This is a genomic window from Phaeobacter sp. HF9A (genome assembly GCF_011806385.1).
In the GTDB taxonomy this organism is placed as follows: Bacteria; Pseudomonadota; Alphaproteobacteria; order Rhodobacterales; family Rhodobacteraceae; genus Epibacterium.
In genome coordinates this window covers 1-11,095 of the sequence record NZ_JAATOX010000130.1, presented here as the reverse complement: position 1 = coordinate 11,095, position 11,095 = coordinate 1, and the positions used below count along the sequence as shown (strand labels likewise).

Here is an 11,095-nt window from a genome sequence, read left to right as displayed (position 1 = left end):
CAGGCAAGGAAGATATAGGAGGTGCCCAGAAGCGATATGAACAGCCGATCTCCCCGGGTTGTGGTGAGGCCGAGGACACCCTTGCGGGCATCGCCGCCGGGGGTGCGGATTTCCAGTGCGATCAGCACGCCGATGGCGGAGAAGATCCCGATGAAGACAAGGGCGGTGGGCCAGGTCCAGGCCATCCAGCTCAGCATATCAAACCCTCCCCATCGCGAAGCCCTTCGCGATGTAGTTGCGGACAAAGTAAATCACGATGGCGCCCGGAATGATGGTCAGGGTGCCGGCGGCGGCCAAGAGGCCCAGCTCGTAGCCAGCCGAAGACGCCGTCTTGGTCATGGTGGCAGCGATGGGTTTTGCGGCCACGGCGGTCAGGGTCTTGGCCAGCAAGAGCTCCACCCAGGAGAACATGAAGCAGAAGAAGGCCGCGACGCCGACACCGGCCTTGATGGCGGGAAGGAAGATCGACACGAAGAAGCGCGGGAAGGAATAGCCGTCCACATATGCCGTCTCATCAAGCTCCTTTGGAACGCCGCCCATGAAACCTTCCAGGATCCAGACCGCGAGGGGGATGTTGAAGAGGCAATGCGCCAGCGCCACCGCGAGGTGGGTGTCAAAGAGCCCAACCGCGGAATAGAGCTGAAAGAACGGCAACGCAAAAACCGCCGCCGGGGCCATGCGGTTGGTGAGCAGCCAGAAGAACAGCTGCTTGTCGCCCAGAAAGCGATAGCGCGAAAACGCGTAGGCCGCGGGCAGGGCCACCGCGACCGAGATCACGGTGTTGATCGACACATAGAGGATCGAGTTGATATAGCCCCAGTACCAGGTCGGATCGGTAAAGATCACCCGGTAGTTTTCCAGGGTAAAGGTCTGCGGAAACAGTGAAAACCCGGACAGGATCTCATTGGTGGTCTTGAAGCTCATCGCCACCAGCCAATAGATCGGCAGCATGAGGAACAGGATATAGACGATGGGGACGATGGAACGTTTCTGCATCTGATCCCTCCCTTAGTTCAGGTCGTCTTTGGTCATCAGCGTGTAGAACAGCCAGGAGACCAGAAGCGTGATTGCAAAATAGATGAGCGACATGGCAGCGGCAGGGCCGAGGTCGAACTGCCCCAGTGCGATTTTCACCAGATCGATCGACAGAAGCGTGGTGGAGTTTCCGGGACCACCACCGGTGAGCACGAAGGGTTCGGTGTAGATGTTGAAACTGTCCATGAACCGCAACAGAATGGCGATGGTCAGGACGGTTTTCATCTTCGGCAGCTGAATGTAGCGAAACACCGACCAGTTGGAGGCGCCGTCGATCTTGGCGGCCTGATAATAGGCGTCCGGGATCGACACGAGGCCCGCATAGGACAGAAGCACTACCAGCGAGGTCCAGTGCCAGACGTCCATGGTGACGATGGTCACCCAGGCCGCGATCGGGTCTTGGGTCATGTCATAGTTCAGGCCCAGCGTGTGGTTCAGGAAATAGCCCAGAAGGCCGATATCGGGCAGGGTGAAGATGTTCCACATCGCTCCCACCACGTTCCAGGGGATCAGCATCGGCAGCGCCATCAGCACCAGGCAGACCGGCACCCAGATCCCCTTGCGCGGCATCGACAGCGCAATGGCGATGCCCAGCGGCACCTCGATCACAAGGATCAGGAAGGTAAACAGAAACTGCCGACCCAGCGCCGCGTGAAAGCGGTCCGAGCGCAGGATCTGTTCGAACCAGTCCAGCCCCTGCCAGAAGAACACATTGTCGCCGAAGGTCTCCTGAACGGAGTAGTTGACGACGGTCATCATCGGGATGAGGGCGTTGAAGGCCACCAGCAGGAGCACCGGCAGCACAAAGAACCAGGCTTTTTGGTTTTCGGTTTTCATGCGTTCTGCTCCGGTTCGGTGGCGAGCCAGCCGTCCACGTAGAGACGGGTCTGCTCTTTGCGAAAATCAAGATGGACCTCGGCGCCTTTTTCCGGGGCGGCGCCTTCGATCACGGCGTTGACCTTGTGGCCAAGGCAGCTGCATTCGACGACAATATGGCGCCCAACGTCCGAGACTTTGGTCACCGTGGCGGGCAGGCCAGTGTCGTTGAGCGCGACAAATTCGGGACGGATGCCGATCTCGGTGCGGCCAGTGAGCTGTCCTGATCCGGTGTCGCGCAGCGGGCCTTCGAGCGGGATCGGATGGCCTTCGATGCGCGCGTCACCGTCAACCGTGCAGGGCAGGATATTCATGCCGGGCGAGCCGATGAAATGGCCGACAAACGTATGGGTCGGACGTTCAAACAGCTCTACCGGGGTGCCGATCTGCACCACTTCGCCCTGCTGCATCACCACCACCTGATCGGCAAAGGTCAGCGCTTCGGTCTGGTCGTGGGTGACGTAGATCATGGTTGCGCGCACCCTTTGGTGCAGCTCCTTGAGCTTGGAGCGCAGTTTCCATTTCAGATGCGGGTCAATCACGGTGAGCGGTTCGTCGAACATCACCACATTGACGTCCTCGCGCACGAGACCCCGCCCCATGGAGATCTTCTGCTTGTTGTCAGGTGACAACCCGGCGGCTTTCTGGTGCAGCATCTCGGTGACCTCTAACATCTCGGCAATCGCCATGACGCGCTTTTCCACCGTGGCCTCGTCGCGGCCGCGATTGCGCAGCGGGAAGGCGAGGTTGTCGTAGACGGTCATGGTGTCGTAGATCACCGGGAACTGGAACACCTGCGCGATATTGCGCTGATCCGGCGGCAGGCGGGTGACGTCCTTGCCGTCAAACAGGATCTGGCCCTCGGAGGGCACCAGCAGGCCGGAAATGATATTGAGCAGGGTGGATTTGCCGCAGCCCGACGGGCCAAGCAGCGCATAGGCGCCGCCGTCATTCCAGTCGAGGTCGATTTCCTTCAGCGCGTAGTCGCTGTCGGATCTGGGGTTGGACAGGTAGCTGTGCCGCAGTTTGGACAGGGTAATCTTGGCCATCGTTTTGCCTCACGCCACGCGGGAGCCGTCGGGGGCAAAGACATAGGCCGCCCGGGGATCCATATAAAAATCATGCAGCTCGCCGACCTTGTAAGGGTGCACCCCGTGACAGAGCGAAACCCAGGAGGCGTCGGTGCCGGAGACAGCGAGATCGAAATGCGCCGAGCTCTCGGAACCGGAGAGTTCGGTCACCTGCACCCGGCCGCTGAGCTTGACCAGACCCGCCTCCTGCGCGACCGGCAGCACGTGGTGAGGACGGATGGCGATGGTATAATCCCCATCCCGCAGATCTGCCGCGGCGCCGCTGAGCGTCCAGCGCACATCCGGGCCAAGCAGCGCCTCGTGCCCCTGTTTGGTGATCGTGGCGGTATTGATCGGCGGGTCGGAAAACACCCGCGCGGCGGCGACGTTTTCCGGGTTGCGATAGATCTCGGCGGTGGGGCCGAACTGGGTGACGCGACCATCGCGCATCAGCGCGGTCTTGCCGCCCAGCAGCAGCGCCTCTTCTGGTTCCGATGTGGCATAGACCACCACCGCGCCGCGCCCGGCAAAAAGCTCGGGCAATTGGTCGCGCAGCTCTTCGCGCAGTTTGTAGTCCAGGTTGGCAAGGGGTTCATCCAGGAACACCGCGCGGCTTTCCTTGGCAATCGCACGGGCCAGGGCGCAGCGCTGCTGCTGACCGCCCGAGAGCTCATGCGGGCGGCGGTGCAGCATCGGGGTCAGCTGCATGATCTTGGCCGCATCCTGCACCCGGTCATCCAGTTCCGACCTGGCCATGCCTGCAACCTTCAGCGGGGAGGCAATATTGTCGTAGACGGTCATATGCGGGTAGTTGATGAAAAACTGATGCACGAGGCTGATGTTGCGCTTTTGCGTGCTGAGGCAGGTCACGTCTTGACCATCCATCAGAACCGCGCCTGACGCGATGGGGTCCAGCCCGGCCATCATTTTGATCAGAGAGGTTTTTCCTGACCCGGTCGCGCCCAGAAGAACGTTGAAGTGACCGGGGACCAGGGTGAGCGAGGTTTCCTTGATGTGGAGCACGCCGCCGACGCGTTTGGTCACGGATCTGAGTTCAAGTGACATGGTGGTTTTGGAACTTTCCGGCCCGGTGCACATCCAACGCGGTGGCACTGCGGGCAATGGTGATGTGTGAAAGGGCCCCGACCCAGGCCAGGGATGGTGAACATCGGCTGGCGTCAAGGTCGGGTCAGGTGGAGCCGGGCCCGAAGATCAGGCCCGGCACGTCAGGGAAGGATCCCTGAGGAGAGGTTAGTTCTGCGCCCAGCGGGCGACCAGCTCGTCATAGTTCACGGTCTGGCCCTGGGGCTTTTCGTTCTCCAGCTTCGGCTTGGCGCCGCCATTGGCGTACCACCACTCCGCGTCTTTTTCCTCGTTCAGGCGCGGGCCACAGCCGCCGTAGACATTGGCCTGCTCGTCTGCGCGCTGCATCCGGGCCATGGTGATGTCCATTTCCTGCGCCAGACGATCCATCGCCTCTTGCGGGGTGAAGGCACCGGAGTTCACGTCACCGATTTGCTGCCACCAGATCTGTGCCAGTTTCGGATAATCCGGCACGTTGATGCCGGTCGGCGACCATGCGGTGCGGTCAGGCGAGCGGTAGAATTCCACCAGGCCACCCAGTTTCGGCGAGCGCTCGGTGAAGCTTTCGTGCCGCACGGAGCTGTCGCGGATGAAGGTCAGGCCCACGTGGGATTTCTTCACGTCCACGGTCTTGGAGACCACGAACTGAGCATAGAGCCATGCGGCCTGTGCGCGGTCCAGCGGGGTGGAGTTGAGGAAGGTCCAGGAGCCCACGTCTTGATAGCCGACCTTCTGGCCTTCTTCCCAATAGGGGCCATGCGGCGAGGGGGCCATACGCCACAGCGGGGTGCCGCTGTCATCGACGGTGTTGTTGCCTTCGGATTTCGGCTTCACCATGTCGGCGGTGAAGGCGGTATACCAGAAGATCTGCTGTGCCACATTGCCTTGCGCCAGCGCCGGCAGCGACTGGTAGAAGTCATAAGACGCCGCACCCGGAGGGGCGTATTTGCGCAGCCATTCGTCCCATTTGCGGATCGCATAGACCGCCGCCGGACCGTTTGCCGCGCCGCCACGGGTGACGCTTGCGCCTTCGGGGTTACAGGAGCCCGCTTCCATGCGGATGCCCCATTCGTCGATCGGCACGCCGTTGGGTTCACCCTTGGAGCCCGCACCGGCCATGGAGAGCCAGGCATCGGTCATCCGCCAGCCAAGATCCGGCGCGCGTTTGCCGTAATCCATGTGGCCATAGATGGTGGTGCCGTCGATTTCCTTCACATCCTCGGAGAAGAACTCGGCGATGTCCTCATAGGCCGACCAGTTGACCGGAACGCCCAGCTCGTAGCCGTATTTCTCCTTGAAGGCCGCCTTCAGGTCTTCGCGGTCGAACCAGTCCTTGCGGAACCAGTAGAGGTTGGCAAATTGCTGGTCGGGCAGCTGGTAGAGATCGCCATCCGGGCCGGTGGTGAACTGGGTGCCCATGAAGTCGTCAAGGTCGAGACCGGGGTTGGTCACATCCTTGAAGTCACCCGCCATCATGTCGGTCAGGTTGTAGGCCAGTTGCAGCCGCGAGTGGGTGCCGATCAGGTCGGAATCGTTGACATAGGCGTCATAGAGGTTCCGCTTGGTCTGCATCTGGGTCTGCACGGCCTGAACGACCTCGCCTTCGCCCAGGATCTGGTGGTTCACCTTGATGCCGGTGATTTCCTCGAATGCCTTGGTCAGCACCTCGGATTCATAGCTGTGCGTGGGGATGCCCTCGGACAGCACGTTGATTTCCATGCCCGCATAGGGCTGCGCTGCCTCGATGAACCATTGCATCTCGGCCAGCTGTTCGTCCTTGGTCAGGACCGAGGGCTGGAACTCCTCGTCAATCCATTTCCGGGCGGCTGCCTCGTCGGCATACGAACCCGTTGCCGCGATCACAGCACTGGCTGCAACTGCGGTCAAAAGATACTTCCGCATCTTTCTCCTCCCTAAAGTCTGTAAGGTCGGATGATTATTGCTCATCCAACTGCGCTTGAGTTTCACTGTGCGGGGAAAATTGTCAAACTAATTTTTTAGTAATTGTTTTATATATTGATATTAAACGATATTTTTTGTGGTGCGCGATCTCTCAGGTTGTCAAGAGTTACATGGTATCGCGCGCTGCAACGCGTCAAAAGGGTCAGTATATTTGACCTATCAGGCTGAACGTTTTGGGATATCGGGCGGGGGCGATTCCAGCTAAGAGAGCGGTCATGACTGATCATAGCTCCTTTGAAATTTTTCTGATCGCCCCGCCGGGACTGGAACAGCCCCTTTTTGCTGAGGCCAGCGCATTGGGGTTTGCCAATGTGCGGCAGATCCCCGGTGGCGTCAGCTTTGACGGCGGCTGGCCCGACGTCTGGCGCGCCAATCTGATGCTGCGCGGCGCGACGCGGGTCCTGGCGCGGATCGGCTCGTTCCGGGCCTTTCACCTGGCGCAGCTGGACAAACGGGCGCGCAAATTTCCCTGGGGCGAGGTGCTGCGCGCCGATGTGCCGGTCAAGGTCGAGGTGGTCACCAACAAGAAATCCAAGATCTATCACGCCGGGGCCGCCACCCAGCGGATCGAGCGCGCCATCAGCGAAGAACTCGGCGCGCCCATCTCTGCCGAGGCGGAGGTCACCATCAAGCTGCGGATTGACGACAATACCTGTATCTTCAGCGTCGATACTTCGGGCGAGGGGCTGCACAAGCGTGGCCACAAGGTTGCCGTGGGCAAGGCGCCGATGCGAGAGACCATGGCCGCGCTCTGCCTGCGCGCCTGCGGGTATGACGGGCAGGAGCCGGTGCTGGATCCGATGTGCGGCTCTGGCACTTTTGTGATCGAGGCGGCGGAAATCGCCCGCGGCCTTGCGCCTGGACGCAGCCGGTCCTTTGCCTTTCAGTCGCTGGCGAATTTTGATGCCGAGGGCTGGCAAGCCGTTCAAGCCGCTGCGCCGGCCCCACGAGAGACATCGCTGTCGTTTTTTGGATCGGATCGCAATACCGGCGCGGTGGAGATGAGCGCGCAGAACGCCGAACGCGCCGGGGTGGCCGACCTCTGTACCTTCACTCATGCCGCTGTCAGCGATCTACAGCGGCCGGATGGGCCGCCGGGGCTGGTGATGGTGAACCCGCCATATGGGGCGCGTATCGGCAACAAGAAACAGCTCTTTGCCGTGTACGGCGCGCTGGGCGAGGTGCTGAAATCGCGGTTCTCCGGCTGGCGCGTGGGGATCATTACCAGCGACACGCAGCTGGCCCGCGCAACCGGCCTGCCATTCCTGCCGCTGGAGGCACCGATTGCCCATGGCGGGCTGAAGGTCCGTTTGTTCCGCACCAATCCGCTCCCCTGACGCAAGAGGGCAGGGCGGCAAGAAAAAGGGGCGCATCTCTGCGCCCCGTTCTGTTTTGGAACCTTGATCCGTTGATCAGGCGCATTCCAGCATGTCGTCTTCTTCCATCTGCTCTTCAGGCTGGTCATCCTCCGGGATGTCCTGGTTCATCAGGGCGAGAAGATCTTCAAGGCAGGTGCTGCTGCTGGTGTCTTCACCGCTGTCCTCGGCGACGGTCACCTCTTCCTCGACCCCACCGGTCAGCAGTTCCGGGTTGTCATCGTCCACGCCGGTCACAACCGCGACCTCGCTCAGATCCAGATCCTCCAGCGTCAGCGGGCCATTGTCGGACCACAGCGTGATATAGGCCTGGTTGACGGTTTCACTGCCGGCGGAGGTGCTGTCGAGCTGCATGCCGACGTCAAACGGCACAGAGATGGTGGTGCCATTGGCCAGCGTGTCGACGTTGTCCACGTCAACCTCGGCTTCGCCATTCAGGCCGCCAAGATGGACATTCAGCCCCTCAGCGACGCTCTCGTCGGTCAGGTTCAGGAAGATACCGTCGATATCGGGGGCGTTGTCCCAATCGGTGGGATCAAACTTGAGGATCAGCTTGCCATTCTCCGTTTCCTCAACCTGCACGGTCAGGTCATCGTTGTCCCCGACGGTAAAGGTCACTTGGGTCGGATCTTCCGGTTCTTCTTCCTCGTTGTCGTCGTCATTGTCACACCAGTGCTCCCAGTCCTTCCAGTCGCCCCAGTTGCACCAGTCGTTGTCATCCTCTTCCTCATCGTCAGAGGAATCCCAGCAATCATACCAGTTGCTGCTCCAGTCGCCGGAATGAGAGCTACTCCAGCTGCTATCCCAGCCGCTGCCCCAGCAATCGCCAGAGCCGGACCAGGCGTCATAGTTCCATCCGCCATTGCCCCAGCTGCTATAGCTGCCGCCGCAGCTCCAGTTGCCGCCAAAGCTGTAGGAGCTTCCCCAAGAGGAACCGCCCCCCCAGGAAGATCCCCCCCAAGAGGAGCTTCCCCAGGACGAGCCGCCCCAGGAGGAGCCTCCGCCGCCGTAAGATCCGCCCCAACTAAAAGAACCCCATGTCATGACCAGTCATCCCCATATGCCATTTTCAGAATACATCACCCGGGTCGCCGACGGTGGTTCCCCTCAGCAGCGGCGCAGGGCGCATGAGGACAGTATAAAAAGAGCGTGGTGTTGCCTTAGTTTTTTCTTAATTTTTCTTTAATTAAGCCTTTCACGCGCAATTGCGGGCGACAATGCTGCGCGCATTGCTCGAATTGTTTCCATTTTGCATGGCTGGTCGAGCGGAGGGGAGACAGGCTGCTGAGTCGCGCCTCCTTGAACAGTCAGGATGAATGGGGCCGGGCCTAGGGCTGTGGCCTGCGGGCATAGGCGCGGGCCAAACCGGTCAGGAGCATACGGGTCTCGTCGGTTTCGGTCACCGGCACATATTGCGCGCGCAGCGCTGCCAGGTAGGGCGCGGCGAGCGGCTTGGGGCCAATGACCGCAAGGTTCTGGCCCAGCCAATATGCGCGGGAGGCGGCCAGCTCCGCGCCCAGGGCCGCGCCCCAGCTTTCGCTGCGCGCGCCGTGGGCGTCCAACGCGCCGGCTGCCCATTTTGCCCGCGTTTCCGCCAGGCGCAGCGCCAGGGTTTCGGGTTGTGACAAGACGTCCTGCGCCGCATTGGCCAGGGCCTCCGCGTTTGGCGCCTGGTCTAGATAGGGCACCGGGCAAAGCGCCTGCACCATGGGAGCGGTCGCAAAGCTGGCGAAGCTCACCACTTCTTCGGCGCTGATCAGGGCCCAATGGGTGGCCTGAAACCCCGGCAGGCAAATCACACCGTCCCAATCCTTGTTCAGGCTGAGGAACCCGTCGATGTGACAGGCCGCGCCCTCCATGCGGCCAAAGGGGCGCGTTTGGCTCAGGCTGGCAACGCGCCACACCGCGGCAGCGGGGTCTTTTGTCACGGCAAGCGTGGCGGGTTTTGCGGGGACCGCGTGTGCCTCGCCGTCCGGGGCGCCTGCCATCACCAGGTCGGCGCCGGGTATCAGCGTCCGCGCGTCCTCCACCGTATCAACCTGGATCGCTTCGCCCCTCGGCGTCGAACCGGCCATCCGCCAGGCGCGGGGCGGGCAATGTTGCGCGTCAAACGCAATCCATGTGGGCATTGTGGGATCAGACATCGGAGACCTCATCGGTTGAACGGACGCACGCCACCCTGATGCCGTGATTTTTGACGAAACTCAATAAAAAGGCCCCGTGATCCTTCGGTCACAAAAGCTATACTTTTGAAATCGGTAATTAGACCAACGGGAACAATCACAACCACGAGTTTAAAGCTAAGTTGGCAATCAATCTGATTTGGAACGCAGTTAGCGCCACCAGAAGGGGGAAACGGCCGGAGTTGACGCGGTTGTGATGTGTTTCGGACAGAGCTTGCGTAGATTTTTTGCGCAAGAGGCTTGGCCTTTATGTCGAAAATTGAAATTGACCAAGTCCCATCGAAGTAAGTAGAGCACTGTTCGACCAAAGCCAAACAGGTGGCGAGCAGGCGTGATGAAGAGTGTCGGATGTTTCCGGCGTTGCCGTCGCAGCCCAGCAATCGGGTCGGCAGGACGCCGTGGGAGGTAGAATAATCATGAAGGATGTATTCGCGCCCAACGGCGGTGCCTTTGTTGAAAAATTGACGGAGTATCTGGCGGGGCGGGGAATAGAGCTTGTCCCGGCTCTGGATCAGAAAATTTCCGTGACCGAAGGGTTCGCCGAAGCGGTGTCGTCGCTTCATGTTCATGATCACGCCCTGGTGTTCGAGGTTGCCGAAGCCCTGAGCGACGCACCGGATATCGGGCTGGACTTTGCGGCGTCCTGCGATCTGCGGGTGGGCGGGCTGATCGGCTATGCGATCCGGGCGTCAGCCACGGTTGGCGCTGCGCTGCAAACGCTGGCCCGGCTGAGCGATGTGTTTATGCTGGCGCCGCCCGTAAACACGCCAGACGCGGAGACCGCCCCGGAGGATCTGGTGGGGCTCAGCTGGGATTACGGCACGCAAGGAAAGCTGAACCTGCGACATTGGAGCGAGTTCTCCGCCGCGCTCCTGCTGCGCAATCTGCGCGAGCTGAGCGGAGCGCAGCTTCGCCCGGTGTCGGTGGACTTCATGCATGCTGCACCGCCGAGCCAGACCCTTGCCGCATCGGCCCTGATGGCGGTGCCGCGCTATCGGGCGCCGGTAAACAGGCTGGTCTTTCGCGCGCAGGATCTCAAACACCCTTTGTCGAGCGCGGATCCGGGATTGTTCTGTCTGCTGATTGAACATGCCAACCTTATCCGGGAAAGCGCAGACCCAAGCGGCAACCCGCTGTCGATCACGGTTGAGCGGCTGATCATGGATGGCATGGCGGATGGCGAGGCAAGCCTTGCGGGCGTCGCCGAGGCGCTCGGCATTAGCCAGCGTACCCTGTCGCGCAAGCTCTCCGCCGAGGGGACCAGTTTTTTCGCCATTCTGGAGGGGGTGCGCAAGTCGCTCTCTCTGCGCTACCTGCAACAGAACGAAAAAACCCTGTCGGAGATTTCCTTCCTGATGGGGTATTCCAGCCTGAGCAGTTTCAACGATGCCTTTCGGCGCTGGACCGGGCAAAGCCCGGGTCTCTACCGAAACAGCCACAGAAAATCTGCTTAGGCTCAGAACCCACCCCGCGATCTGATGTCTGCACGTGTCGCCGCTTTGCCGATGCC

Annotated in this window: 10 protein-coding genes; 2 read left to right on the top strand and 8 right to left on the bottom strand. The window is 60.9% G+C overall.

Annotated features, from left to right (window positions below; translation table 11 throughout):
• The 6 genes from HCZ87_RS17495 to HCZ87_RS17470 all read right to left on the bottom strand — a co-directional run.
• Positions 1–197, bottom strand: a 197-nt coding sequence (locus HCZ87_RS17495) for a DUF2160 domain-containing protein (protein WP_167645848.1), incomplete at its 3' end; no start/stop codon positions are given.
• Position 198: 1 nt separating this feature from the next.
• Entirely contained in the window at positions 199–996 is a 798-nt protein-coding gene (locus HCZ87_RS17490) for a carbohydrate ABC transporter permease (RefSeq protein ID WP_167645846.1), read from the bottom strand.
• A 12-nt stretch (positions 997–1,008) separates the two neighbouring features.
• Entirely contained in the window at positions 1,009–1,872 is an 864-nt protein-coding gene (locus HCZ87_RS17485) for a carbohydrate ABC transporter permease (RefSeq protein ID WP_167645844.1), read from the bottom strand.
• Positions 1,869–2,960, bottom strand: coding sequence for an ABC transporter ATP-binding protein (locus HCZ87_RS17480; protein ID WP_167645842.1), 1,092 nt, complete (start codon positions 2,958–2,960; stop codon positions 1,869–1,871). Before HCZ87_RS17480 ends, HCZ87_RS17485 begins: the two co-directional genes overlap by 4 nt.
• 9 nt (positions 2,961–2,969) lie before the next feature.
• Complete coding sequence (locus tag HCZ87_RS17475; protein WP_167645840.1) at positions 2,970–4,046, bottom strand: ABC transporter ATP-binding protein; 1,077 nt, start codon at positions 4,044–4,046, stop codon at positions 2,970–2,972.
• Positions 4,047–4,232: 186 nt separating this feature from the next.
• On the bottom strand, positions 4,233–5,966 hold the full coding sequence (locus HCZ87_RS17470) for an ABC transporter substrate-binding protein (RefSeq protein ID WP_167645837.1): 1,734 nt from the start codon (positions 5,964–5,966) through the stop codon (positions 4,233–4,235).
• Positions 5,967–6,241: 275 nt separating this feature from the next.
• Here HCZ87_RS17470 and HCZ87_RS17465 point away from each other — a divergent pair, with 275 nt between their 5' ends.
• A complete protein-coding gene (locus HCZ87_RS17465) occupies positions 6,242–7,363 on the top strand; it encodes a class I SAM-dependent RNA methyltransferase (RefSeq protein ID WP_167645835.1) in 1,122 nt (373 codons plus the stop codon).
• Positions 7,364–7,438: 75 nt separating this feature from the next.
• Here the strand turns inward: HCZ87_RS17465 and HCZ87_RS17460 are convergent, their stop codons facing one another.
• Both HCZ87_RS17460 and HCZ87_RS17455 read right to left on the bottom strand, forming a co-directional pair.
• Positions 7,439–8,446, bottom strand: coding sequence for a hypothetical protein (locus HCZ87_RS17460; RefSeq protein WP_167645829.1), 1,008 nt, complete (start codon positions 8,444–8,446; stop codon positions 7,439–7,441).
• A 284-nt stretch (positions 8,447–8,730) separates the two neighbouring features.
• Entirely contained in the window at positions 8,731–9,546 is an 816-nt protein-coding gene (locus tag HCZ87_RS17455) for a 2-dehydro-3-deoxygalactonokinase (protein ID WP_167645833.1), read from the bottom strand.
• Between the two features lie 455 nt (positions 9,547–10,001).
• Here HCZ87_RS17455 and HCZ87_RS17450 point away from each other — a divergent pair, with 455 nt between their 5' ends.
• The gene (locus HCZ87_RS17450) at positions 10,002–11,039 is read left to right on the top strand and encodes an AraC family transcriptional regulator (RefSeq protein ID WP_167645831.1); all 1,038 of its coding nucleotides are present in this window, start codon (positions 10,002–10,004) and stop codon (positions 11,037–11,039) included.
• Positions 11,040–11,095 lie beyond the last annotated feature (56 nt).

What these genes read in the sequence shown, in the direction of transcription:
- HCZ87_RS17460 (WP_167645829.1), bottom strand. Translation starts at nt 8,446, where the DNA reads ATGACATGGGGTTCTTTTAGTTGGGGCGGATCTTACGGCGGCGGAGGC.
- HCZ87_RS17475 (WP_167645840.1), bottom strand. Translation starts at nt 4,046, where the DNA reads ATGTCACTTGAACTCAGATCCGTGACCAAACGCGTCGGCGGCGTGCTC.
- HCZ87_RS17485 (WP_167645844.1), bottom strand. Translation starts at nt 1,872, where the DNA reads ATGAAAACCGAAAACCAAAAAGCCTGGTTCTTTGTGCTGCCGGTGCTC.
- HCZ87_RS17465 (WP_167645835.1), top strand. Translation starts at nt 6,242, where the DNA reads ATGACTGATCATAGCTCCTTTGAAATTTTTCTGATCGCCCCGCCGGGA.
- HCZ87_RS17490 (WP_167645846.1), bottom strand. Translation starts at nt 996, where the DNA reads ATGCAGAAACGTTCCATCGTCCCCATCGTCTATATCCTGTTCCTCATG.
- HCZ87_RS17450 (WP_167645831.1), top strand. Translation starts at nt 10,002, where the DNA reads ATGAAGGATGTATTCGCGCCCAACGGCGGTGCCTTTGTTGAAAAATTG.
- HCZ87_RS17480 (WP_167645842.1), bottom strand. Translation starts at nt 2,960, where the DNA reads ATGGCCAAGATTACCCTGTCCAAACTGCGGCACAGCTACCTGTCCAAC.
- HCZ87_RS17455 (WP_167645833.1), bottom strand. Translation starts at nt 9,546, where the DNA reads ATGTCTGATCCCACAATGCCCACATGGATTGCGTTTGACGCGCAACAT.
- HCZ87_RS17470 (WP_167645837.1), bottom strand. Translation starts at nt 5,966, where the DNA reads ATGCGGAAGTATCTTTTGACCGCAGTTGCAGCCAGTGCTGTGATCGCG.